The 25639-nt window shown below is 59.4% G+C and carries 18 protein-coding genes, 1 tRNA gene and 2 pseudogenes; 8 read left to right on the forward strand and 13 right to left on the reverse strand.

Annotation, left to right across the window (positions count from 1 at the left end):
• Nucleotides 1-560 precede the first annotated feature (560 nt).
• Nucleotides 561-1778, forward strand: coding sequence for a glycosyltransferase family 2 protein (locus tag ACODNH_RS18625; protein WP_434530769.1), 1218 nt, complete (start codon nucleotides 561-563; stop codon nucleotides 1776-1778).
• A gap of 27 nt (nucleotides 1779-1805) precedes the next feature.
• On the opposite strand, the gene ACODNH_RS18630 is transcribed toward ACODNH_RS18625, so the two are convergent.
• Nucleotides 1806-2729 carry a hypothetical protein gene (locus ACODNH_RS18630; RefSeq protein ID WP_434530770.1) on the reverse strand — a complete coding sequence of 308 codons (924 nt, stop codon included), beginning with the start codon at nucleotides 2727-2729 and terminating at the stop codon, nucleotides 1806-1808.
• A 290-nt stretch (nucleotides 2730-3019) separates the two neighbouring features.
• Between ACODNH_RS18630 and ACODNH_RS18635 the strand changes: the two genes are divergently transcribed.
• Genes ACODNH_RS18635 through ACODNH_RS18645 form a run of 3 tightly spaced genes read left to right on the forward strand, consistent with a single transcriptional unit; the run spans nucleotide 3020 to nucleotide 5912 of the window.
• Entirely contained in the window at nucleotides 3020-4465 is a 1446-nt protein-coding gene (locus tag ACODNH_RS18635; protein ID WP_434530771.1) for a DUF58 domain-containing protein, read from the forward strand.
• Complete coding sequence (locus ACODNH_RS18640; protein ID WP_434530772.1) at nucleotides 4462-4962, forward strand: hypothetical protein; 501 nt, start codon at nucleotides 4462-4464, stop codon at nucleotides 4960-4962. The genes ACODNH_RS18635 and ACODNH_RS18640 overlap by 4 nt, the downstream gene beginning before the upstream one ends.
• Nucleotides 4959-5912, forward strand: coding sequence for a hypothetical protein (locus ACODNH_RS18645; protein ID WP_434530773.1), 954 nt, complete (start codon nucleotides 4959-4961; stop codon nucleotides 5910-5912). Before ACODNH_RS18640 ends, ACODNH_RS18645 begins: the two co-directional genes overlap by 4 nt.
• 14 nt (nucleotides 5913-5926) lie before the next feature.
• On the opposite strand, the gene ACODNH_RS18650 is transcribed toward ACODNH_RS18645, so the two are convergent.
• From ACODNH_RS18650 to ACODNH_RS18685, 8 genes and pseudogenes are all read right to left on the reverse strand, one after another.
• Complete coding sequence (locus ACODNH_RS18650; RefSeq protein ID WP_434530774.1) at nucleotides 5927-6937, reverse strand: AAA family ATPase; 1011 nt, start codon at nucleotides 6935-6937, stop codon at nucleotides 5927-5929.
• Entirely contained in the window at nucleotides 6930-8024 is a 1095-nt protein-coding gene (locus ACODNH_RS18655) for a DUF4350 domain-containing protein (RefSeq protein ID WP_434530775.1), read from the reverse strand. Before ACODNH_RS18655 ends, ACODNH_RS18650 begins: the two co-directional genes overlap by 8 nt.
• Nucleotides 8024-8299 carry a hypothetical protein gene (locus tag ACODNH_RS18660; protein ID WP_306706889.1) on the reverse strand — a complete coding sequence of 92 codons (276 nt, stop codon included), beginning with the start codon at nucleotides 8297-8299 and terminating at the stop codon, nucleotides 8024-8026. The genes ACODNH_RS18655 and ACODNH_RS18660 overlap by 1 nt, the downstream gene beginning before the upstream one ends.
• Nucleotides 8300-8395: 96 nt before the next feature.
• Entirely contained in the window at nucleotides 8396-11461 is a 3066-nt protein-coding gene (locus tag ACODNH_RS18665) for an FtsX-like permease family protein (RefSeq protein WP_434530776.1), read from the reverse strand.
• A gap of 7 nt (nucleotides 11462-11468) precedes the next feature.
• On the reverse strand, nucleotides 11469-12170 hold the full coding sequence (locus ACODNH_RS18670; RefSeq protein WP_434530777.1) for an ABC transporter ATP-binding protein: 702 nt from the start codon (nucleotides 12168-12170) through the stop codon (nucleotides 11469-11471).
• A gap of 89 nt (nucleotides 12171-12259) precedes the next feature.
• Nucleotides 12260-13949: pseudogene (locus ACODNH_RS18675) on the reverse strand (sodium:phosphate symporter).
• A gap of 62 nt (nucleotides 13950-14011) precedes the next feature.
• Nucleotides 14012-15325, reverse strand: coding sequence for a hypothetical protein (locus tag ACODNH_RS18680; protein ID WP_434530778.1), 1314 nt, complete (start codon nucleotides 15323-15325; stop codon nucleotides 14012-14014).
• 120 nt (nucleotides 15326-15445) lie between these two features.
• Nucleotides 15446-17530 carry a hypothetical protein gene (locus ACODNH_RS18685; RefSeq protein WP_434530779.1) on the reverse strand — a complete coding sequence of 695 codons (2085 nt, stop codon included), beginning with the start codon at nucleotides 17528-17530 and terminating at the stop codon, nucleotides 15446-15448.
• Nucleotides 17531-17740: 210 nt separating this feature from the next.
• Between ACODNH_RS18685 and ACODNH_RS18690 the strand changes: the two genes are divergently transcribed.
• The gene (locus ACODNH_RS18690) at nucleotides 17741-18754 is read left to right on the forward strand and encodes a DUF1616 domain-containing protein (RefSeq protein ID WP_434530780.1); all 1014 of its coding nucleotides are present in this window, start codon (nucleotides 17741-17743) and stop codon (nucleotides 18752-18754) included.
• A 117-nt stretch (nucleotides 18755-18871) separates the two neighbouring features.
• Nucleotides 18872-19318 carry a metal-dependent hydrolase gene (locus tag ACODNH_RS18695; RefSeq protein WP_434530781.1) on the forward strand — a complete coding sequence of 149 codons (447 nt, stop codon included), beginning with the start codon at nucleotides 18872-18874 and terminating at the stop codon, nucleotides 19316-19318.
• Nucleotides 19319-19532: 214 nt separating this feature from the next.
• On the opposite strand, the gene ACODNH_RS18700 is transcribed toward ACODNH_RS18695, so the two are convergent.
• The 4 genes and pseudogenes from ACODNH_RS18700 to ACODNH_RS18715 form a co-directional block, all read right to left on the reverse strand.
• A complete protein-coding gene (locus ACODNH_RS18700; RefSeq protein ID WP_306706949.1) occupies nucleotides 19533-19673 on the reverse strand; it encodes a hypothetical protein in 141 nt (46 codons plus the stop codon).
• 190 nt (nucleotides 19674-19863) lie between these two features.
• Nucleotides 19864-21623 (reverse strand): annotated as a pseudogene (locus ACODNH_RS18705) (PGF-CTERM sorting domain-containing protein).
• A 327-nt stretch (nucleotides 21624-21950) separates the two neighbouring features.
• Complete coding sequence (locus ACODNH_RS18710) at nucleotides 21951-23207, reverse strand: PGF-CTERM sorting domain-containing protein (protein ID WP_434531452.1); 1257 nt, start codon at nucleotides 23205-23207, stop codon at nucleotides 21951-21953.
• Nucleotides 23208-23991: 784 nt separating this feature from the next.
• Nucleotides 23992-24075: transfer RNA gene (locus ACODNH_RS18715), tRNA-Leu, on the reverse strand.
• Between the two features lie 202 nt (nucleotides 24076-24277).
• Here ACODNH_RS18715 and ACODNH_RS18720 point away from each other — a divergent pair.
• Entirely contained in the window at nucleotides 24278-24760 is a 483-nt protein-coding gene (locus tag ACODNH_RS18720; protein WP_306706954.1) for a DUF309 domain-containing protein, read from the forward strand.
• A 45-nt stretch (nucleotides 24761-24805) separates the two neighbouring features.
• The gene (locus tag ACODNH_RS18725; protein WP_434530782.1) at nucleotides 24806-25594 is read left to right on the forward strand and encodes a succinylglutamate desuccinylase; all 789 of its coding nucleotides are present in this window, start codon (nucleotides 24806-24808) and stop codon (nucleotides 25592-25594) included.
• Nucleotides 25595-25639 lie beyond the last annotated feature (45 nt).

The following is a 25639-nucleotide window of genomic DNA, read 5'->3' on the forward strand; positions in this document are numbered from 1 at the left end:
CTGACACACGGAGTCAAGTGGTTGTCTCCAGAGTGCGTCTATCCAAGTTGGCAAATTTTTCCGACCGTGGACAATATCTGGGACCACTTCTCTGTGTCTCTCGTTAGACTTCCGGTGTAGTGTGATTCCCGCAAACGTGGCCGCCCTGTTGGTCATTGTATTGTAGTGTTTGAATGTCTGCAAATGATACCCGCTGCAGAGATAGTCCACTAGTTTGATAGATGTCTGTTCCACAACGTACATTAGTACGTGAATAATGTTCTCTATTGATAGGTGTCTACACCACAATATCGTCATGGTCGGAAGAAATTGTGCACATTCAGAGGAGAATAGGGAAGCCTCATGCTAACTATTGTTATTAATGATGGGTTATCCTACCCAACAGCTTTATTATATGCTGCTTTGACATGACATCCTGTGTGGGAAGCACGCGGTACCTATCAGAAGTTAGCCACTGAAATCAAATAAAATGGGGCTTACTAGCCGTATTCACCGAAAGCCGTTCAGGGGAGTGGAGAGCGTATGCCACTAGACGCGCCAGTTACAGCCGAGGTACGGGAATGACAATACAAGCAAATCAGGCAAATCAAGCGGACGAACGGGGGATCACAGCCAGCACTGCAGACGAGTTTCTTGTCACGCCGGAGAGCGAAGTCAGGCCGGTTTTGAGCGTCGTGATGCCCACCCTCAACGAGGAGAAAGGGATCGTAGAATGTATCGATTGGATCAAGACCGCGATCTCGGAGTTGCGCGTCCCGACTGAGATTATCGTAAGCGACAGTTCGACCGACGCGACTCCGGAGCTAGCTCGCGAGCGGGGTGCGACAGTCGTGACACCTGACGAACCGGGCTATGGCTATGCGTATCGCTACGCGTTCGACAAGGCACGAGGAGAGTACATCGCGATGGGCGATGCCGACACGACGTACGATTTTAAGATGATTCCACAGCTCCTCGAGCCGGTCCAGAACGGCGACGCGGACATCTGTATGGGGAGTCGACTTGAGGGAGAGATCCGTGACGGGTCGATGCCGCCGCTGCACAAATACGTCGGCAATCCGCTGTTGACGCGGTTCCTGAACACGTTCTATGGAGCCGGTGTCAGCGACGCACACAGTGGCTTCCGTGTGTTCACCAAGGACGCGCTCGAAACGCTAGAGCTAGAGACGACCGGGATGGAGTTCGCCAGCGAGATGATCATGGAGGCCGGCGCGAACGATCTCACCATCGAGGAGGTTCCGATTATCTACCACGAGCGGGAAGGCGAGGAAACGCTCGACAGTTTCAGTGACGGCTGGCGACACGTCCGATTCATGCTCGTGAACGCGCCGGATTACCTGTTCTCGTATCCAGCTCTATTGCTTGTCTCTGCTGGGGCAGTGTTGATGTCGCTGTCAATTGCCCAGCTGTCGGTTGGTGGCGTCAACTTCGGAATACAGACAATGGTCGGCGGGTCGTTGCTGGCAATCGTCGGGTATCAGGTCTGGACGCTCGCGCTGTTCAGTTCCATCGCTGCGAACCCGATCAACAAGCCGGAGGGCGTGCTTGTCGGTATGATACGGGAGCAGTTCCAGTTGGAGCACGGCGCGTCAATCGGTATCCTCGCGGCTGCAGCCGGAATTCTGTACCTCGGGGGCGTGTTTGGACAGTGGCTGCTCGCCGGCGAAGCGGCGTTACCGTCAGCCACGGCGACCCTACTGGCCTCGACAGTCGTGGTCCTCGGGCTACAGACAGTGTTCGGGTCGTTCTTCATGAGTATGCTGGCAGACAGCACCTAATCATTGACTGCCGTTTTCGTGCACTAATCAGTTCTGCGTACACCTGCTAGAGCACGTCCCGTTCTCCGCACACACAACGTCGGGCTGCGTTCGGTTCTCAGCAACGAACTCCCACTCGTTTCGACCCACGCTGTCGGTGCCGTTCGAATAGGTGAGTTGTCTGTACAGCCCGTTGTAGTTCATCACGCTATCGTACTCTGTCTGGGAGTAGCGCTCCTTGTCGATACCGTCCTGATAGGCGTCGAGCCCCATCGCATGCCCGAATTCATGCATAAACAGTGATGCGGTGATCTTCGTCGAATCGAACCGCTCCATCGCCGCGATTTCGGGTCGTCCCGCGCCGACGAAGTAGTCGTCACCGTTGTAGGCGACGTCATCGGTGAGCAAGACGTAGTAATAGCCGTCAGAACTGTACTCCGAATGGTTGGCTCGGAAGTCGTAGATATCGTTCCCGGAACCAGCACGGGATTTCGAGTGGACTGTTCCGTTGGTCGAGAGATTAGTATCATCCGTGACGAGATGAATGTCGATCCCGGTGGAGTCGTCCGGGTTCGAAACGGGTGCATTCTCAAAGGTCTCAACAATAGAGGTCTGGACTGAGTCGCTGAGCGTCGTTGACTGGGTAGAATCGACTTCGACATAGATATCGGTTCGCAGCGGGTCTGCATCCGGAATAGCCTGCTCACAGCGGACTTCCATGCCGTCCGGATAGCCGTCGCCGTCCGTGTCCGCGTCGGTCGGGTCGGTGCTGTAAGTGGACCGCTCTAGCGAATCCGACAGTCCGTCTTCGTCTGTATCGGTGGCGTTCACATCGGCCTGTGCCTGCTGTACATTTGGCGTATCGGCCCCACCACCACTAGCGGTGTTCACCTGTGGCGATATTCCGGCAGCTGGAAACACGACACCGGCGAGTAGCCCCGTGATGAGGACGATGGCACCGACACGAACCACCGGCACGTTACGGAGCCATCGGCCCGTGAGACGATGGGCTCCAGCAGGGGTGCCTGCATCTCCAGTTTCAATATTAAAACTGAGGCCAAAAGTCTCCTTCAGGCAAATCCGCAAAAACCGGGATAAAATAGACCCTTGAGTCATCTATGACCCAATGTTTTCGATTAGAAGGTAAGTAAGTAATTCTCCAAATATCAATATCGATTTCGATATTGGATCGGGTGTATATCCGAAGTCCCTGGCTGTGTCTGTCGGTATCTTCAATGGGCTCGATTCAGTAACAGAAGGTAATGCGTGTTACCCGGCGGTTCTGGCTCACGCTCACTGCTATCGGGAGCCTCGTCATAGGTGGTGGGCTGCTCGATGCACCCCTCTTAGTCGTCGGAGCCGTCGCGCTCGCAGGCTGGCTGCTCGCAATGCAGGTTGCGTTCGTTCGTGGCGTTTCACGACTTGAGGACGAACTCACAGTTAGCCAGTCGCTCGACCGGTCCCGAATACGGACCGGCGCCGAAACGACGTACACACTCGACGCATCGGTTGACGCTGCCGGCGATCACCTGCCGCTCTCCATCGAAGCACGGATTCCACTCACAGCGCAGATGGAAGCGGGTCCCTCTCCAGACATCACTCTCGGTACATCGATGCAGTCGTCATCAGTGACACTCCCGCTCACCTGGGAGACTGTTGGCAACTACACCGTTCCCGGAGCCACGGTGACTGTCAGTGACGGCACCGGGCTGTTTACCCAGTCGTTCACGACGGCTCCCGGCCCCGAAATAGCAGTCGAGTCGCCGTCGGTCGGCCCGATTCACGTTGGCCAGGGTGGGAAACAGTTGCTACGCGGTGTCGGCGAGCACGATGCCCGCGGGCGGACAGGTGGCTTGTCAGCCGAGGAGATTCGAAAATACGTTCCGGGTGACGCACTGAAATACGTCGACTGGAAGGCGACTGCCAGACTAGACGAGGCGCACGTCCGTAACTACGAAGCCGAGAGTAACCGTAGTGTGGTACTTATCCTCGATCACCGTCAGACGCTGGGTGATGGTGCACCTGGCGAAACGAAGCTAGAGCACCTCAAAGCGGTCGCCGCGGCGTTCCAGCAGCGTGCCGAAACGACCCGTGACCCGTTAGGGTACGTAACCATTGATGACGCAGGCGTGACAGACTCGAGAGTCCCCGTAGCGAGAACCGAGGTTTACAGGTCGTGTCAGCATCGGATTAATGACCTGGACACCGAAACTGAGACACCGGCAACAGCTATCACAACAGCGACTCACACCGGAACGGAGACAGGGAGAGTAAATCCGTCGACAAGCACACAATCACCGATAGAAGCGACGCTGCTAGCGTATCGGAACGCTGCTGGGTCAAAGCAACATCTTCCAGACCAACCACTGTACAACGGGTTGCAAGCGGCACCACACGAGATACGTAGCGCGGACCTGTTGGTCATCTGTACAGACGACAGCAACCCGAACGAACTGCGGAACACAGTTGGACTGGCAAGACGCAACGCGACGGAGGTCGTCGTATTTATTACGCCCGCAGTGGCCTTCGATACGGACCTTCTCACTGACCTTGGTACCGCCTACAAACGGTATCGGACCTTCGACCAGTTCCGGCGCGAATTGAACGAGATCGACGCAGTGACGGCCTACGAGGTCGGGTCGCCGGACCAGATCTCGGCTATTCTGTCTGGCAGCCCAGCGAACACAGACCAAGGGGAATACGTATGAGTATGGCACTAGCGAGGGAACGGTCGCTCCGATCACCGACTACCGTGCTCGGCCTGCTGGGAATCGGCATCGCGGCAGGCGGACTTGTCCTGAGTGGACCGGTCTGGCTTGGCCTCATCGGTATTGTCCTCGGCGGTCTCTACCTATCCGGAGCAGCCGTTCTCGCCGTCGTGCTTGGACAGATAGCGCTTATCACAGTCGATGCACCGTCACTTATACCCCTCGTCCTTGTCGAAGGTGGCCTGTTCCTCGCATTGCTTTCAGTCACTATTGAGATACCCGACAGTCGGGTCGCTGGCAGCCTCGTGGCGCTTGTCGTTCCACTGCTCGGCGGTCTTTCCTGGCTGTCGCTCGGGCCCTTGAACCTAGATCCCCTCAGGGTCGGGTCCGCCCTCCTCGTTGGGATTGCTATCGTCGGCTATCTGCTTCACCGATATCTGCTGATAGAACTCGACATCGTGACTGAAGACGTAGCTGCGGATCGTGATTTCCTATGAGTCAACCCGAGCCCTCGCAACTGGACGCATCAGCTGATGACAGCGACCAACAGACCGATGTTGTACCGGATGGTCAGACACTCGAAGCGGAGCTAGAAGTGTTGCGGGAGGAGAATCGCCGGTTGCGCGAGTCATACGTGCATGCGAAGCGAGCAACGTTCAGACGGACCGCGATAGGCTTTTTTACGGTCGGTGGTCTCTCCCTCATAGCGGCGTTCGTCTTTCCGGCCCTGCAAACCATCTTCATCGCGTTCGGTGGGACCGGTGTGTTCGCCGGCATCGTCACGTTCTATCTCACTCCCGAGCGATTCGTCTCTGCGTCAGTCAGTGATACTGTGTTTGACACGCTGGCCGATATCGAACAGCAACTCGTCAGCGAACTTGAACTCCAAACTGAGGCAGTGTATGTCCCAACAGCATCCCGCCCTGAGACGACTGCACGCCTGTTCGTTCCACAGCACGTCGAGTACGCAGTTCCCGACCCGGAGCAGTTGGGAGAGCTGTTCGTCACAGGCGTCGAGTCGGAGCAGGGCATATCGCTCCCTCCGACCGGTGGCCGGCTATACACCGAGTTCGAGCGAACGCTCTCGGGTGAACCCGATGACGACCCCCATTCAATAGCGACACGGCTGACTGCGGCCCTGTCCGAACAGTTCGAACTTGTCGACGGTACAACGATCGAAATTGATGGCGAGAGCCGAACCGCTTCTATTGCCATTGACAATCCTGCCTTCGGCGATATTCACCAGCTAGATCATCCGGTGGTATCACTGCTCGCGGTGGGGTTTGCCACGGGCTTTGACCGGCCGGTTACCGTCGACACGCGTGATGACGAGCGGTTCAGCGGTGTCGTGACCGTTTCGTGGGACGGACTCGAACAACCATCGGCGCAGTCCAATAGCGCGGCGACCCCGGAAAAAGAGACGACCACGATCCCAGAAAACAGCTAACTGCGGTCCGATCGCTATTCGAACTCACGTTTCGTCCCGCCATCGCCGACCGCTGTCTCGGTACCCGTACTGTGGTCGGTGTCGGACCCGGGCGGCGTGATCGACTGGAGAATTTCTTCGATAACCGCTTCGGCGCTGATCTGGCTTAGTTCAGCGTCGCTGTTCATAATGAGACGATGGCGCAACACCGGGAGCGCCATCTCTTTGACGTCGTCCGGGATGACGTACTCTCGGCCATTCAGACGAGCGACCGCCTTGGCTGTATTCTGTAGATCGATGGTCGCCCGCGGTGAAGCGCCGTGAATGACGTTTCGATGGTCTCGCGTTGCGCCGACAATAGAAAGAATGTACTCTTTGATTGTGTCTTCGATGTGTGTCTCAGGGACTACTGTCCGGGCGTCCAGAAGTTCGTCCCGAGAGATGACCTGTGAGATAGAGTCCGCATCGAGCGTCGGGTTTGCGTCGAACCGGTCAAGGATAGCGCGCTCCTCCTCTGAGTCGGGAATCTCAGTGACGAGTTTCATCTGGAATCTGTCGCGCTGGGCCTCTGGGAGTTTGAACGTTCCTTCCATCTCGAGTGGGTTCATTGTCGCAACGACCGTAAACGGAGTCGGAAGTTCGAGCGTCGACCCCTCGATAGACACCTGCCCTTCCTGCATCGCTTCGAGCAGCGCGCTCTGTGTTTTCGGCGGGGCGCGGTTGATCTCGTCAGCGATGACCAGATTAGTGAACACTGGGCCTTTCTGCAGTTCGAACTCGCCGTTTCGCTGGTGATACACTGTCGTTCCAGTGATATCCGCGGGGAGCAGGTCAGGCGTCATCTGAACACGAGAGTGCTGAAGATCCGTCGCGTTGGCGACGAGCGTGGCAATCGTCGTTTTCGCGACACCGGGGACCCCCTCAAGAAGCACATGGCCGCGTGTAAGCATGGCAACAGTAATGTGCCGAAGAACCTGCTCGTTCCCGATAAGAACTGTTTCCGTCTCCTCTCTGAGACGGTCGTACAGTACCGACGGATCAGTCATTACGCTGACGTTCGGACCGCTGTTTAATAATGGCTTCCGTTACTCGCTCTACCTGTGCGGCTTCCCAGTCCGGATGCCGGGCTGTGAGATAGGTCTCCACGCCGTCTCGGGACAGGTGCGGGTCCGACTCGTGACCTCTGTATTCGCTGAGTCGATCACGGAGAGACTCATCGAGACGGCGGTCGTACGCGAGCAGCGCCCCGACCAGTACGACGCCACAGAACAGCAACAGCGCGTCCGACCGCTGTACAGCGAGGACGGCAGCGGCCACTGGCGGGACACTACTGGCGCGTGAATAATCCAGTAGGGCCGTGTCGTGATTGGCGACGATGTTCTGGACGAACCGTCGGTTGTCACCACGTTCAAGCATTGCGTTCACGAAGATGCTCGGATCACTGACAGCGATAACTCGACCGTCGCCGACCGATTCGCTCGTGACGACGGGTCGGGACGCTAACTGCTCCTCGCCGTCAAGGTTGGCGTTCCCGTTACTGTCGAGGTAGGCATACTCAGAGGTGTTGACGAGCGTCGTCGCGCTGCCGGCTCTGACAGTCGTCCCGTAGTTGAGGACGACAGTATCGACGCCTGTAGTCTCTGGATAGTCGCCGGCAGGCGTCGCTTCCGGGAACGAGGAGTTCCGGTAATAATTTCTGTTGTCGTACACCGGGCGGCCGTCGAAGCGTGCATCTGCACCGACAGCCGCGAGTAGCTCATTTCCGTGTGGGCGATAATCCTCAGCGACGACGAGTGTCCCACCGCTTCGAACGAACTCAGCGATTCGTGTCCGCTCGCTTGACGAGTACGGCTCGGCCGGCGAGAGAACGACGGCAACGGTGCCGTCCGCGTCACTCGTCGGATACTGACTTACGTTCGTTCCGACGGTCACGTTTGCACCGGCGTCAACTGCGACGGTTCGGAGTTCGCCCGCCCCGTCCCACTTGGAATTATACGCACCGAACGCTGCTGAGGACGTGCTCGCGGCGTAGACGAGTGCGATGACCGTGAGGGCAGTGTAAGTGGCAAGCAGTAGCTGTGGGAGAGTGACCGACGGCAGCCAAGAATCGTCAGGAGACGGTGTCGGTGCCATCAGATCAGCCCCGGCGGTAGAATCGCAAGGATCCGTTTGATCACCACGTAGGCAAAGCCCACCAGACCAAGTGCGATGAGCCACCAGAGCCGCCGTCGCCAGCGCGGCGACACGGCCTGCGGTGCAACCAGTTCGACAGTAACGAGAAATCCGATCAGCGAGACAACGAAAAACAGCTCCAGCGTCAGCGCATCCAGGAGGGTCAACACGAGGATGGTACCAAGTACCCACGTGAGATGCCCGTATATGAACTGCTGGCGCTGTCGTGTCGCCATACTACGGCGTTCTTGTCGGTAGACAGTCAAAGTTCCGACCGACGGTCGACGGCGCAGGTTTCCACTGAACAAGCCGATCCCCGGCTAGTGGCTCGGTCAGTCGTCGCCAGGCTGTCCAGCATCCGCCGACTCCTCGTCGGGCGTCCGTGTTCGGTCGCCGCTCGGGAGCAACGAGACCGGCGAGGCCGTCAGATACGGCACCGTTGCGACGAGGGCCCCGAACAGAGCAAGCGAGACGCCGCCGACAAATATCGCTGCAAGGATGGCTGGCGGCGTCCGCGCGGAGAGGCGGAAGCCGAAGAAGACGAGCCAGCCAGCCCGTTCCAGCAGCTGCAACGCGAGAACCGATAGACCAAGGGCGAGGCCGGTCGCTGGAATCGCGATTCGAGCGATGTCGGCCAGAATCGTCCGCAAGACCCGCCACTGCGTCGCGCCGGTCGAACGATGGATGCCGATAGCCTGCCGACGCGCGTGGACTCCCTGCGCGAATGTCGCCGTGGTACTGCCGACGGTACTCAGCGCCGAGAGGACGACAAGGACGCCGAGAATCAACTGGACGTTCCCGAACACGCCCTCGACGGAGCGCTCAATTGGTGTTCCGGACGCGTACGACCCGCTGCTTGCCACCGCCGATGCCAGCCGCCGGTCGCCGGTCACCTTGTAGTCCGCTGTGGTGAGGGTGGTCCCGTTGGCTGTCATTCGATAGGTGTACGTTCCGGGCTGGCTCCGTCCGCCGTCCGGGGAGAACCGCGTTTGCGTGACGTTTCCAGGCGGCATATAGACGGTCCGGTTCCGGGAAACGCCGGGACCAATGACGCCCACGTTGCGCGTGAGCGGTTCCTGCCAGGGGTTTGCGAGTCCGACCCTGAGCGTTGGCGTCGTCAGGACCGACCCCGATGACGGAGCTATCGACAGCTCCCCGTACAATTCCCGCTCGGTTCCACGGACGATCTGAATGTCGTGTGTCGCCGTCTGGTCTCCAGACCGGGCCGTTATCGTGTAGTTCCCCGGCTCGCGTGGCAGGGGAACGACGGCGACACCGCTCGACCCAGTTCTGAGCGACGGGCCGTTCACCGTGACGGTGGCGTTCGAAACTCGTTCGCCAGTTTTCGTAACGACAGGGACGGAGAGTCCCGACCCGGGCGGGGCCTGTGACGGCAGCTGGCTCGGAATCTCGATCGCGTTCGGCGAGACGACGGTCACCAAATGGGTGTATTCCCCGGCAGTAGCGTTTGCGGTCCCCAGTTCCGACGCGGTAACAGAGACAGTACTAGTCCGTTCCTGCCCCGGCGGGACAGCCACCGTCGTTGTTCGCTGGTCGCCCTGATATCGGACTGTGACTTCCCGGTCTACCCGCTCGTTGCCGACGTTCCGGACGGCGACAGTGAGGTTGACTGTGTCACCTTTCGTGACGCGACTTGGACCCGACAGCCCTGTTACGACAGCTCCCGACTGGTTGGCCGCGACACCGTCGGCGTCGTCGAGAGCTGAGACCGAGCCTTTGACGCGAATCATATGGACCTGCCCTGGCCCGGTCGCCAAGTCGGCTGCGGAGTCAAGCGGCAGAATGAGCAGGTCATCGAGCGTTCTGGGGGCGTCGTACCGCCCGACGATGGTGACCCGGCGAACCCCAGGCTTGACGCTTCCACTGACGGTCAGTTCGTCACCGACCTCGACATCAAGCGTCTGTGCGAGGTCGCTCCCGATGACGGCCTCGTCATGTCGCTGTGGTCGCTGGCCTTCGACCAGCGTGGCCCCGGTGACGTTCGCGAACGCGTCGTACTCCGCCCCATGAGCCATGTACGGCTGGCCGTCCGAAACCTGGGCGTAGATGATCTCCGGGCTGGCCGGCGTCCCGTCGGCACTCAGGGCCGAGGCGTACTCAGCATCGAGACGACTGTTCAGCGGGTGGGGCGCGCCGGCTTCAGTGATGGTCCCGGTTCCGCCTGCTTCACCGCCAAGTGGGGACGCAAGGCCGGCCAACGAGACGACCAGCAGGAATGTGATTCCGAACACGGTCAGCGTCGCCGCCGTCGGCACGACCGAGCGCCACGAGAGAAACGTCGGTGTGACCCAGCTTCTGAGCCTCGCAAGCGTCGACTGCCCGGACTGGCCGGATCGAGTATGGCGGTTTCCGAGAGATGCCGGTGGACGAGTCGCCGCAGGGTAGGCCGCAAGCGCGCCTGCAACCAGCCCCATCAAGACGAAGATTCCAGCGACACCAGCAACGACAGTGGCGCTCTGGCCGGTAACAGTGATATCAAGCGCGATTGGGAGGCCGACGAAAATCGCGACGTTGACGAGCGCCTTGATAAGGATGAGTCCGACAGCGTAGCCCAGCACGACGCCGGTCGTGACGAGGAGACCAGCGCGGAGCGTAAACAGGAGCCCCACGCGCCACCCCGACGCGCCGGTCGAGCGGATAACTCGTATCGCATCGAGTCGGTCGCGAACGCTCATCCGCGTGACGTTATAGACGACGATGAGGACCAGCAATCCGCCGGCAGCCGCGGCGATACCCAGCGCCCAGAGAACCTGCTCCAGACCACCGAGGACATACAGGAGCGCGCTGACAAGCGGTGCCCCCTCACTCGGAAGACTCCCGAGCCCGGTCCCGCTCGGGCTGTGGTTGATCACGAAGTAGCCGGTGACGCCAATCCGCTGGGCAGTCGAGGCGTTCGTCGCGTACCACTGATTCGAGAGGAACCTCGTTCCCCGCTCCTGTGGCACGACCGTGAGCGAGACGGTGCTGTTCGACCCGCTGACCGTTCGGGTCTGTTGGTGGGAAACTGGTCCCCGGCCGTCGACCCCATGGGGGATTGTCGGTAATCGACCCTCCTGCCACTGGGCCGACCCCTCGATGAGCACCCTGGGCGTATCGGGCGGAATGCCGACGAGACGAACGTCGGTCCCGTCTGTGGTCGCCGTCGCTGTCGGGAGCACGGTGACATCCTCGCCGGTTTCCGGGGGGCCGTTGTCCGCGTCGTGGTAGGTGACTGTCCCGGAGTTCGCAAGCGGCTCGGCGAACGTTTCCGAGTACGTGACAGCGGTGAACAACAGCAGGACCGTACCGATGAGAAACGCGGCCGTGACGGCGACGACGACGACGGTGAGCCGATCCCGTCTGGACCAGCGAAACAGGAGGGCGTTTCTGTATCCCATCGATTCGTTAGTTCGTCTCCGTGGACGGGCTCGCGTCCGGCGCCGAGGCGGTATCGGAGACGAGCGTGCCACCGCGGATGAACAGCCGTTCGTCGAACCGCTGTGCCAATTGCGGGTCGTGGCTGATGACGACAAGTGCGGTCTCCGTCGATTCCTTCATACTGAACAGGAGGTTTAGCACCGATTCGGCGGTATCCGGATCTAGCTGCCCGGTCGGCTCGTCAGCAAGGATAATTTCGGGGCGGTTTGCGAGTGCCCGCGCGATAGCAACCCGCTGTTTCTCGCCCCCGCTCAGCGTCGCGGGGTACTGGTGTTCGAGTCCGGCGATGCCCAAGCGTTCGAACAGCGTGTCCAGCCAGTCGGGATCTCGGTTGCCCGCATGTTCTTGCGGGAGCGATGCGTTCTCGCGGGCGGTCAGGTCGCCGATGAGCTGGAAATCCTGAAAAACGAACCCAAGCGTCGTCCGACGCAGGCGGGCACGCTGGCGTTCGGATAGGGCACTCGCGTCTCGGCCGGCGACTTCCAACTGACCGCTAGACGGTGATTCTAGCAGTCCGAGGACATTGAACAGGGTCGACTTGCCGGCTCCGCTAGGCCCCTGAACGAGCATCGCCGCGTCGGACCCGACGGTAAGTGAGACACCGTCGAGAATCTTGGTCCCCCGTCGTGTGACACACAGCCCTGAACCGACGAGGACGGGGTCAGTCATTGTCGGCCTTTCTGCCGGCCCCGTATTGTATGCCACGGTTACATACACGGGAGAGACTGAGGGTGGAGAGCCAATCGAACTGTGTGCGCTCAGCAGTTCGTTCGGTTCCCGCCGGGGCGAACAAGGTACACGGAGTCGATCCCTCGGGTGTCATAGACCACATCGTTCTCGTAACGCCATTCCTCCAGCGCCGCGGGCGTGGTCTTCTCGCTTCCGGCCGGGAACAGATGTGCCCCGGTTGTCCCCCACGATGCCCGCGACAGCGTCGGGCAGTTTGGTTCCGCACCGCCACCGAGCCACCGGGCGGTCGGCTGGTACGTACCGTTGGCTGAACCCGGATAGTACAGGTCGACGATACGGCTGAACGGATGGTCGGAAGCCCACTGCTCGTCAACATGATCTGCGGTGAACGTGGCGGCCGCGAACTGCGATTCGGTCGCCCCCGTCGGGAACGCTAGCGTGTCGAGATTGACGAACGCGATAGGCATCGTTACGACTGCGGCGACCACGACGACAACTGTCAGAACCGTTGCGAGTCGGTGGTTGTGGGCCTTCGGCGATCCAACTCCGCCGTCCGGCGACGGCGACCGCCGATAGGCGACCGATGCGACGCCGATGCCAGCGAGCACGAACACGGGCAGATGAATGAACGTCTGCCCGCGGAGCGCCGTCCCGTAGTACTCTGGCGTCAGCGAGGCGGTCAACGAGAAGTACACAGTAACAATTGGCGCTGAGTAGCAGCGCAAGCACGACCGGGCCGATCAACCGACGATCACGGCTCGCGCGCGGGAGGCCGACGACCGCAAACGCCACCGGGACAGCAAAGGCCGCGACAAGCACCAAAAGGCCGATCGGCGTGGTCTGTGTCCCGGGGAACACGGTCTGTAACGCGTTCGCACCGAGCGTCAGGAACCAGAGACCGACTGCGCCGCCGATGGTCACCCGCTGCAGGCGAGCGCTCGTCCGCTGGAACCAGACAAGCGTCGCCACCAGCACAACGACCCAGGCCAGGAACAGCCCTGGATACGCGCTGATACGGTCAACGTAGGGAACCTCCAGTAGCGAGCGTTCTGCAATCCAGTAGTACCCCCACATATACACCCAGAAGCCCGCGACGACGGCGAGGGCGGTGACGGCATCACGACGCGACGGAATACCGGCGAGATAGGCGGCTAGCACCCCCGTCAGTACCAGCGCAACGATGAGCGAGCTAAACGTGTGCAGGAGCGGGAAGGCAGCGAACAGGACGATCACAACTGCCCCCCATCGACGCCTGTATCGATCCGTCGTGAGCAACCGATGAACGGCAATCGCAAACAGCGGAAGCAAGAGAAACGCCAGTGCCTCCTCGTCCGTCTGTCCGGTGCGCCGGAGATAGATGCCTTCCACCGCGAGCCCCATCCCGACCACGCCCATCGCCAGCGTCGTGCGCGAGTGTCGCCATCGACTCGACTGCGCGAGGCGTTTGACTAGCGCCATCGCCGTCAGACAGGATGCCGCACCAGTGACCGCGACGACCAGCTGGGCGATGTACAGCGGCCGTTCACCGGTGAGCGAACCGACGACCGTCAGCACAGCGGTAAACACGATGTTGTCCGCGCGGAACCGTGTGAGCGGAAAGGTCCCCGTCCGAAGCGTGTCTCTCGCCAGCGCGACGTAACCGAATCCGTCTAGCGTCGAGGGCAGTGGTGTCCAGTGGAGCGTCGTCAGTCGGGCCGCGGCTGCCACGGCCAGCACAGCCACGATGAGCAGCACTCGTCCAGTCCGGCCGTCACTCATTGCCGGGTCCTACAGCGGGTGGGTGTAAGATAGTTACCGCATTCCGCCGGCGGAGTCGGGGCTTACGATAGGCTGTCGATCTGAAACTCCCTAGCGTGTTCGACTGCGGCTTCCGCACTGGCACGGTCCATCTGGTCCGCCGAGAAGGCCGCGCGGTCGTATGCCTCCACGACGGTCCGGGCCGCGTCGACCTGATCTGTGTCGAGGGCGCTGTCCTCACACCATGCAAGCAATTCCCAGTGCGTCTTACTGTTCTGAAAGTCCGCAACAGCCCGGATGTCATCGGCGACCGATTCGTATGCCATCGTGACCGCTGAGTCGTACTTGCCGGCCGCGAGAGCGTTCCCCATCTGGTCCGTCGGACTGTCAGTTGATGTGGGAGTGTCGTCGGTGGACTCGATGGCTTGTGGTTCGTCGGTGTCCGCCCTCACGGTCGTCTCTGTCCCCTCAGACTGGGGGGTAGCGTCGGAAAACAACCCAAGTCGACGAAAGATGACCTCAAGAATCAGAAGGATAATCGCGGTCAGCAGTGCAGCGATGACCGGGACCGTGAAGAACGAACGGATCTGCGACACGAGCGGCTGGGGACTACTCCCTGACGGCTCCGTTGAGCCACCCGAGGTATCAACGGTCGCCGACGACTCTGCCGCCTCAGGGCCGACTATGATCGATGCGGTCGCGCGCTTGCCAGCAACCGCACGGCCCTCATACGGAACCACGGCCGTGACGGTTTGCTCACCGGTCGATACGCTTGGCGGCAGCCTGATGCTGGTCGTCACCGTCCCGTTGCTTCCGGTCACCACGCGTTTGAACAGCGCCCCACCGATGCGTAGTTCGACCGGGACATTGCTCACACCCTCCCCGTTGACGCGCACTGCCGTCGTGACTGTTAGTTCGTCGCCGGTAGCGAGACGGGTCGGTGACCGGTCGAGGGTGAGCGTCGGGGTCACCTGCGTGACACTGGCAGCGACGGTTGCCGTGTCACCGAGATACACCGCAGATTGGGCCGGAGTATATCGGACCGTAACGTCAGTGGGACCGGTCCGTGCCGACCGGGGCCGGTACTGAAACGCGAACGAACCGTTACCATCGGTCTCAACGAGTCGTGTTCGGTTTTCGACTTCGAGTCTGACCTGCTCGTTCGCGACGGGCGTCCCGTTCGCCGTCCGCAACGTCCCGCGGATGGTAGCGGGGTTCGTGTAGGAAATCGATCCGGGACTGATCTGAACGTCGAGAGTCGTATTCACAGCCCCTGTCTGGGTTTGTATTGGCGTCTCGTTACTGTCAGTAGCGACGGCTGTTGACCCGCCGATCCCGACAAACAGGACCAGCAGGACTGTTCCGACACCAACGAACCACGACTGCAGAGTTGCCACTACCGGACTCGACAGACGGTACGCATATTCTTTTTATCATTTCCGCCGCTGAGCGCTGAAGACAGCAGTTCCAAACCTGATTTCGGGCCACAGCAGAGACTCGAACCGGCGAGTGGACAGTCAGTGATTCCCGTTCGACTTGATCTTACGGGCGCGCTCCACAGCTGCTTCAGCCCGTGACGGCTCGACTGATGTCGGCGCGAACGCTGCGGTCTCGAAGGTTTCGACCACCGTTTCGATATCTGCTATCCGTTCTTCCGGGACGCCATGCTCCTGGCTCCGCTGGAGGAGTTCCCAGTGTGTTGCCCCCTCGTCAATCCCGTTTTCCACTGCCAGCACGTCGTGAACTGTGGTGTACGCTTCCATCGCTGCGGCGTCGTAGTTCCCGCTGTCCAGATACATCCCGACGCGGTCCTCGAACGTCGGCATCGGTTCATCTGACGACGTCGCCGACGGATCAGGGTCAGTCAGTGATGCATCACCCGTCTCGGCCGGATCAGGCGAGTCCATTTCCCGGGATTGGCGGACCCGTGACACGACAAACCAGGCCGCGCCGACAACTGCAAGCGCTACCCCGCCACCAAGGACGGGCAGCCAAGTGTAGCCGATAGCCCCGTTCCCGAAGGCTGCTACTGGGTTCTCGTTGGAGCCGAGCAGTATCGCCACCAGCTTATCGATAGTTGATAGATCAGTATCCGAATCGGAGCCGACCGGTGGGTCGCCACTGCCGGACCCGGCCGCCAGCGTTGCCGTTGCAGTCGCGTTACCGAGGTTTGCCCTCGGCTCGTCGTATGTGGCGGTAACAGTAACTGATTCGTTGTTCTGCGGATCCTCAAGAACAGTCTGGAACGACCCGTTCCGGTTCGTCTCGACCCGCTGTGTTCCGCTAGCACCAATCTGCAGGCGTACCGGACGACCCACCACTGGGCCCTCCTCAGCAACAGTCTGGAGTTTCCCGCTGACGAGGACCCCGTCATCCGTGCGTGATGCATTCACTGAGAGGTTTGTTCGAGTCTCGACGACGACAACAGGGGTTTCCGACTGGACGCCTGCAATTGCTCGGTCCTCATACGGAACCCGGGCGATGACCTGACGCTCCCCGTCGTTTACCGTCGCCGGGAGTCGGATCGTTTCTGTGGCGGTGCCGTTCGGTCCGGTCGTCGTCCGCGCAACGATAGACTCACCAATAGCAAACTCGACTGGGACCGCATCGACATCGTCCGACGCGACTGTCACGGACGCCGTGGCGTTGAGTCGGTCGCCGTATCCCACCGAATCCGGTGCGATTTCGCTCGTCAGGTCCGGGGCCACCTGTTGTACGGTAATCACGAACGTGGCGTTGTCGGACAGGTACACCGAGTCAGTTTCTGGGACGTACTCGATCGATATGGATTGCGACCCGAGCCTGGCCGAACGTGGCCGGTACTGCGTTTCGAATACGCCGCTCGAATCAGTCTGGACAGTCCGCGTCCGGTTCTCGATCCTGAGTTCGACCGCCTCGTCCGCGATGACCGAGCCATTCTCAGTCTGTATCTGGCCGGCGACCGTTCCGGAGTCACTGAATGATGCGGTCGAGTCTATCGACCGAACCGTGAGTGTCGTTCCGACGAGCGTCTCTTCACGGATGACTGCCTGTGTCGCCGTGATGTTCGCTGTCGTCTCGTTGATCTCGGCCTGTCCCGAAGACAGGTCGATAGATGTGGTGTTCTCGATCCGGTCGAGGTTCTGATTCAGTTCGTTGCTCCTGTCGCTGATGTTCGACGCCGTTCGCTCCATCGCCCGTGCAGTGGTGCGGGCTTCGCGTTCGTTACCGCGCTCGCGTGCTGTCTGATATGCCGCGTACTGTTGCCGATACCGCTGGACCTCGTTCGTTAGGTTTCGCTGGTTCTCGCGCGCGGCCTCGAACTCTTTTGCAGCGGTGTCGTCCGTCTCCGACGACGTGTCTCCAGCAACCTCGACGTACTGCTCTAGACGCTTGTCGTAGTCGTCGCCGAGGACCGACCGAGCCCTGTCGTACTGGGCGTTCGACAGCGCAATACTGCTGTTTTCCAGCTGTCCGCCCATCGTTCGAGCTAACCAGCCGGCTGTTTCGTCGCTGTACTCCCCGTTCGATACCGAATCCGGGTTTTTCTGTTGCGTCTCGTTGTTGTCCGCCGGCGTCTCCACCTGACGGTTCAGAGCCGGACCCCCGTCGTCGGTTCCCATCGCTGCCACCCCACCAGCGCCCGCTGTAAGCCCTAATATTGCCAGAGTGACGAATACGACCCACGACTGGCTCCGAAGCACACTGAGTTATTCTCCCGGTTTGGTAAAATGCGTTCGATTAGCTTACCGGAGACAATTGCAGCCATAGACCGAGACGGAAGGCGAAGCAATCAGCTATTTTTTTTACCGTGCCGATATGACACACTCCCAATGGCTGAAACCCAGGCGTGGAAACTACTCTTGCCGCGCCAGCTCCGCCACCTCCCGGCTGATCTAGCAGGCGTTGTCGGCGTTGTGGTCCTGACAAATTTGGCTGCCTTGCTGCCGGTCGTCTCCGACACGCCGGTCCGCATCATCGCCGGGCTCGTGTTTGTCCTTTTCATCCCCGGCTATGCGTTCATCGCAGCGCTGTTTCCAGAAGCTGGGAGTGGCCCCAGTGCCGACGATGAAACCGTTTCGAACCCAGAAGCGGACGGGATCGACGGGATCGAACGGACCGCACTCTCGTTCGGGCTCAGCATCGCTCTCGTTCCCCTGGTCGGCTTGGTGTTGAACTTCACACCATGGGGCATCCGCCTGCTTCCGATTCTTGTCTCGCTTAGTGGACTGACGCTCGTATTGACCGCTGTCGCGGCTGTCCGACGCTGGGCGCTGCCCGCCGATGAACGGTTCCGCGTTCCGTATCGCGCGTGGCTTAGTGCCGGACGTGAAGAGCTATTCTCGCCGGCCTCGCGGACTGACGCTGCCCTGAACGTACTGCTAGTCCTGAGTATCCTGCTTGCAACCGCCAGTGTCGGATACGCCGTCACGGTGCCGAAAGACGGTGAGCGATTCAGCGAATTCTACCTGCTGACAGAGGGTGAAGACGGCGAGCGCGTCGCTGACGGCTATCCGACGGAGTTTCAGCGGGGCGAAGGTCGCTCGTTGATCGTCGGTATTGGGAATCAGGAACACGAGCGGACGGAGTACACCGTTATCGTCGAGTTACAACGCGTTGAGCGCGTCGGGAATGAGACGCAGGTCCGGGAGCGATCTGAACTACAGCGCTTCCAGCCGACGCTGGGACACAACAAGACCTGGCAGCGCCAGCACGAGGTGGAGCCCGAGATGACTGGGGAGAGACTTCGGCTCCAGTACCTGCTGTACCGTGGCTCACCGCCTGAGACTGTGGCCCAATCGACCGCGTACCGGGAAGTCCACCTCTGGGTGAACGTGACCGGTTGATCCGTGTTCTTGTAGAGGGCAGCACCATCCCAGGTAAAACGGGGCTATCCCGCGGCCTGCGCTTTGAACACTGGACCCAGCGAACAGCTTTTATTTTCTCGGCCCATTCGCTTCACGGTGTACCCCGCAGGCCACTTCCTCCTCGCAGCCGTCCCGCTGACGGCGTATACGGTGGCTCGGTGGCATCGCCTCCCGTCCGGGCCGATGGTACTGCTCCTGCTTGTCGCGACACAACTTCCGGACGTAATCGACAAGCCGCTCGCGTGGACGTTTGCTCTTCTTCCGAGTGGGCGTATGCTAGCCCACTCGCTGGTCATCTCGCTCCCCGTCCTCACCGTCGTTGTACTGCTGGCTGCCCGCCGTAGCTACGGGCGGTACGCAATGGTGTTTTCTGCCGGCTATCTCTCACACATCGCCGGCGACTTCTATCCGATTGTGCGACTCGGGACGGATTACTACTTCTTCCCGAACCTGTTCTGGCCGGTGGTTGCGGCAAACCCCGATAGAACGCCGTCGTTTGCAGCGCATTCGCCCGACGGTCTGCTCTCGCTCGCTGTCCCCTGATCGTCTTCGGACTGGCCGTCAGCTACAGTTTCGTGACGGTGTACCGGAAAGACGAACGGATATCAGTGGAAATCCCACCGCGCTAACGCTTTGCTCACCGGTCGTTGTAAGCTGAAGTGACAACTCTCCAGCGGCGGACATCAGGTTAGCAGTCAGATAGAGTCGTTGCTGTTCCCAGCACTGGTGTCCACGGACTAAAACTAAAACGACGGTCTCAGACTGGGGCTGTGGATTCTATCGGCGCTTCGCCGCAGTTGACACAGACGTACTCTTCATCAACGGTGACCACGACCGGTGAGTTGCACTTGATACACTTGATCTTCGCCGCACGAGATGGTTTTGCGTAGTCCCCCATTGTATGTACCTTACACTGTCATGTTATCTGTAAATAATATAAAATTACCCCTTTCAGCAACATTGAATCTGCAACCGCTGGTACATGATAGTTCAGTTATTCGAGAACCGTAGACTTCGAATGGGCATGCAGCGGAGAAGGAAATCGCATCGGAGAAGAACCGAAACCGCTGTGTAAACTGGCGCGTTCGTTAGTCGCGTCGTGCCAGGAATCCAGCGCCTAGCAGTGCTAGCACCGCGACGAGGACGGTGAACCCGGGGCCACTCGAACTCGTGGTTTCGACCGTGCCCTCCGTTCCGGCTGTGTCCGTATCGTCGGGTTGCTGTGCCCCACCACCTGCGGTCGTAGCTGCTTCCGTTGGTTCCGCTCCGCCTCCAGTCTCGGTGCCGTCGTCGGTGTCGGTGTCAGTCGTAGTTTCGTCCGCTGTGTCTTCTTCGGTACTCTCGTTATCGGAGTCGTCATCACCGCTATTGTTGTTGTCGCTGTCGTCGCTTCCGTTGTTGTTGTTGTTGTTATCGTCGTTGTCGTCGCTTCCGTTGTTGTTGTTGTTGTTATCGTCGTTGTCGTCGCTTCCGTTGTTGTTGTTATCGTCGTTGTCGTCGCTTCCGTTGTTATTGTTGTCGTCGTTGTCGTCGCTTCCGTTGTTATTGTTGTCGTCGTTGTCGTCATTTCCGTCGTTGCTGTCACTGCCATCATCGCCGCCGCCAGTGTTGTTATCACTGTCGTCGTTATCGTCGTCCGACTGTGACAGTGTGACCGTTCCTGTGGAGGAACTGATCTCGTTTGAGTCTTCGCCAACAGCGACGTGCACGTACGTGTACGTCCCGTTCGACCAGGAGTCGAGCGTTTCGACATCGATGGTGGTATCGGAGGTATCGGATACCGTTGTCGCCGAGGCGTGCATCATATTATCACCAGTCGAATCCGGCGATGCTTCGGAGAGAACGAATCCGAACAGGCCGATCAGCCCCGCGGACGGCATCGTCCCCGCGGCTGTCGAGTCCCCACCGGTGAGGGTAGCGCCATCACTGGCCGACGAAACGCCGTTGACGCCCTCAAAGGAGTTCTCGACCGTGACTTGATCTTCGGAGAAATCCTCATTGATGTCACCAGTCACCCGAACGGTGCTCGTCTGGCCCTGCAGTTCGTCCTCATCGAACAACAACACGGCGTGCGTGACAGAGTCGTCTTCCAGTCCGGTCTCGATATCGAGCGAGACGTTATCCCCGGTGGAGACATTGTCGGCGGTCGCCTCGACCGTAGACGCGCTTTCCTGAACCAGCGTCTGTTCAACGCCGACAACGGTCACGTTTCCATCGGCCGAAACGTTGTTGTCCGAAACCGACAGTCCTTGTCCGTCATCGACGGTGACCAGAATGAAGCCGTAGGCACCACCCGAGTCAGGTGTGTACGAGGTTTCGAGCTCACCATTTTCATCTAGCGAACCGACCCCGTCCGCGTCGTCTAACAGTTCGACCGAGTTGGCGTTGGAATCGTTCGTAAAGATACTGAGCTCAGATCGGTTCTGACGCTTCCTTCGCTAAACCCAGCCGACTCTGGGCCTTCAGAGAGTCTGACAGCAAGCAGTTGCGCCTCGTCGCCGGCGAGTCCCGTGGTTCCAGCCCCGGTAGTTGATTCAAACGTAAGATCAACTGCTTCGTCTGTCTCGTGAATCGTGTACTCATCCCTGTTGAGGGGAACGTCACCGGTCTGTGCAGACTCGATGTTGATGTACGTCTCTGGCGCTGCTATCGTCGTTGGGCCGGTAGAAGACGTCCGAAGTGGGAGCAGTGACCGCTCCCAGACATCCACGTTTTCCGTCACTGCCGTCGTTTGTCCGTCATCCACTGGCGTTGCCGCTGCCGACGTTACCGACAAGGGAGCGGCTAACACCAGCAGCACTGCAATCGCACAAATTACAGTGTGTTTTCCTCTTGGTGTTTTATACATTACTGAATTTTTTCGGAGGGATACGGTATAATTCTTATGCAGTGACACTCAGCGCTACACAGTGTCATATGAAGGTTTCAAAACACGTAGATACTGTTGCGGGATTTTACAGGGCGAATCCTGAATCCTGTCTCGGTACGGTTACCCTATTCGCATCGGTGAGAACTGTACAGAATAGCGACTGGTCGGCGCTATCTAATTGACAATATACCTGGATGTAGGGTCAGTTGGACGACATATCCGTGGGATCGGTCAGGATCAGTAACGGTCGGTGATAAAATGGGTGACTTATTCTGTGGGCCGGCCCCGTGAAGTCCGCCAGAGCAGTTATTCTGCCTCGTCTTCGTCGTCCTCCGCAGTGTTGTTCGGTCCGCCAGCGTTATCTGGGGGACCGCCGCCGTTGTCAGGGCCGCCGCCCGGACTCAGTGCCACCGTGCCAGTATCCGAGTTGACCGTCCCGGACTCAGTGCCGACCGCGACGTGGACGTACTGATACGCGCCGTTTGGCCAGGAATCCAGCGTCTGGACCGTTACGTTGCCGTCAGAGTCAGCGCTGACGACCGTTGCAGAGGCGTGGATAACGTCGCCGTCGGCATCCGCTTCAGCTTCGGAAACCACGGTGCCGAATATACCCTGTACCCCGATTGCAGGTATCGACTGGTTTTCGGAGAGATTGAGACCTGCGATACCGGTGTTGTCGCCGACTGTCGCAACACCGCTGACGCTGTCAAAGGAATTTTCGACAGTGATCTGGTCCTGACTGAAGCTCTCGTTTAGCTTGCCGGACACCGTCACCGTACTTGACTGCCGCTGGAGTTCACCCTGTCTTACCAGCATTACTGCGTGCGTGACGTTTTCGTCCGCCATCTCTGTTGCAACGTCTAGCGTGACGTTATCACCGGGATTGACCGGGTTTTGCGTCGGCTTGACGGTCGAAGCGTTGTCCTGCACAAGCGCCTGCTCGACACCGACAACAGTAACTTTCCCGTTAACCGACACGTTTCCGTCGGATACCGACAGCCCCTCTTCGCCGCTATCGACAGTCACCAAGACGAAGGCGTATACACCGCCCGATTCAGGAGTGTAGGACGCGTTTAGTTCACCCTCGTCACTTATCGCTCCAACGCTATCTGCATCATCGAGTAGTTCCGCTGACGTGAGATTCGAATTGTTTGCGAAGATGTCTCCGAGTGAGCCCGAAATGTCGCTCGTGTTTGCGCCTTCGGTGGTCGGTGCTTCATCTAACTTGACAGCCAGTAGTTGCGCTTCGTCGCCGGCAAGTGCCCTCGTCCCGGCACCGATCCTTGGCTCGAAGGACATATTTATCGACTCGTTGCGCTCATGGACTGTCAGCGTCCGCTTGTTGAGCGGTAAGTCGCCAGTCGCAGCTGATTCGACGTTGATGAACGTCCGAGGTGCCACTATCGTAGTCGGCCCTTCTGACGTCGTTCGAAGCGTGAGCGGGGACCGCTCCCACACGTCGACGTTTTCAGTCACCGAGACCGACTGGCTCTCGGCAACGGGGGTTGCTCCGACAGTGGACGTCACTGATAACGGACCAGTGAGTACCAGCGTGACTGCCATCACGAGGATGACAGTCGGTTTTACTATTGGTGTTTTTACCATTACCAAAACAGTACTGAAGCCTGTGATATATTTCTTGTGCAGTGACACTATTTGAGTGACTCCAGAGAGCCTCTAGACGCACATAGCGCACAAACTAGAGTGGAATTGATTGTTTTCTTTTAGTTATTTCTTTTTGATGGATACTAGCAAATAAGGTGGTAATTAACCGATACTAAAACAGTCTATATAATAGCCCAGTGACTGTAGCCTGTGTTTAGAACTGTAATTACTGAACTAATCTGGTACAATTCAGTAGAGAGTTCGCTTCATCGGGCAGGTGCCATAGGCTAGTTACTGAGGGCTGTCAGGCACGCGGCGCTGCAATTCCACCTGACTCGCATGAAATACCCGAAAGCATGACATCGGCCCGTTTTCGGACGGATTGTGGCATGGGAGACTCCCCTCAGAATCCAGTCGGGACGAGACCACAGTGGGAGAGAACACGGAGAACCGCATCGGGAAGATACGTCTCTGGTATATTGGGTCGGAGAATTGCGAGGGAAGATCGCTCCGTGCGAGTCTTCCAGCACCGATCGGCTTCGTCTTCTCCGCGAGTCACCACCGGGGACGGCGGCGGACTCGCGACCGTGACGACGGCCGCTCACTGTTTGCGAGGGACCGTGTCGGTCCAACAGTGCGATGGAAGGGATTTGAACTACGCGGAGGCGGGCAACCGCCCCTGCTCTCATTCAAACTCTTCCGTGTGCATCTTTCGGCGCCGCGTTGTGCGGCCCCTATACGATGCGAGGGAAGGGATTTGAACCCTTGGACCCCTACGGGAGCGGATCTTGAGTCCGCCGCCGTTTCCTGGCTTGGCTACCCTCGCACGCGTATTGCATTCAGATACATGGTAGTACGGTATAAATGTCGTACGGAAGCGACTCGGGACCGGCCAGGCACATGGCAATGCTTGAACCGAATACACTAGACCTCACCGCGATCGTGCGCTCGGGGGTAGATTGGGTTTCAATGGCAATCATAGCTGACAGAACCGGTGGTTTGACCCACCATGAACCAGTAGCGTAGGCATGGACGACCACACGCGCGACCCGACCGTCGAGGCTCCCGACGGGAACCCATCGGGGTGGCGAAGTGACGGTCAGTGGGAACACGAGACGCTCAGACGGGCCGTGGTCCACGGCGTCCGCCTGTACAACTCTGACGAGTTCCACGAATCACACGACTGTTTTGAGGACGAATGGTACAACTACGGCCGCGGGAACACGGAGAGCAAGTTCCTCCACGGGATGGTGCAAGTCGCTGCCGGCGCGTACAAGCACTTCGACTTCGAGGACGACGACGGGATGCGGTCGCTGTTTCGCACGTCACTGCAGTACTTCCGTGGCGTCCCCAACGATTACTACGGCGTCGACCTGCTAGATGTTCGGACGACGGTAACAAACGCACTATCGGACCCGTCGGCACTACACGGCTGGCAGATCCGTCTCGATGGCGAGTACCCGACGTGCCGCCCGGAGGATATCGAGTTCGCGGAGTCGCTCGAACACTGACTGAATCCGGACAATTCTAAAGGCTGGGCGCGTTATCACGTGTAGATGCGAATCGAGCAACTGGGAGACGGGGTTCCAGAAGTGGCCGTCGTGGGGAGCATCCACGGCGACGAACCGTGCGGCAGGGACGGCATCGAAGCCATCCTTGCCGACCCGCCAGAGGTTGAGCGCCCTGTCAAATTTATTATCGCAAACGAAGCCGCCCTTGACGCGAACAAGCGGTATCTCGATACGGACCTCAACCGCTCGTTCCCTGGTGACACCGACAGTGAGTCCCGCGAGACACGGTTAGCCGCGACCATCACGTCTGAGCTCCGTGATTGCACTGTGCTTTCGTTGCACTCCACGCAGTCCTACGATGGGATGTTCGCCCTTGTCGACGAGCTCACACCAGAGATGGAGGACCTCTGCAGTGTCCTTTCCGTAGACGCCGTTGTACAGACGAAAGGTGCAAACAAGGGGCGAATGATTGCGACAGTGGACTCCGTTCTCGAGGTCGAGTGCGGATATCAGGGCTCCGCGGAAGCCGCTGAGAACGCAGCGCAGGTCATCCGAGAGTTCCTCGCCGCCACCGGCGTTACCGCCGAGTCACCGCCGCACCGAGAGACATCACTGCCAGTGTTCCAGCTCGGCGAGCCGATTCCGAAGGCAGCAGCCGACCAGTACGAAGTGTTCGTCCGGAACTTCGAGCCGGTCCCCGAGGGCGACCCTGTCGCAGCAGCCGACGACGAAACCGTTGTTGCGGAGGAGCCCTTCCACCCGGTGTTGCTCTCAGCCTACGGCTACGAGGACGTGTTCGGCTTTACCGCGGATCGGATCGGGATGCTTGATTGAGCGGGTTTGTAGCGGGGTTCGGCCCAGTCGTTATCTCACCGTCGA

The organism is Haloarcula sp. NS06, from assembly GCF_051122755.1.
GTDB lineage: Archaea > Halobacteriota > Halobacteria > Halobacteriales > Haloarculaceae > Haloarcula.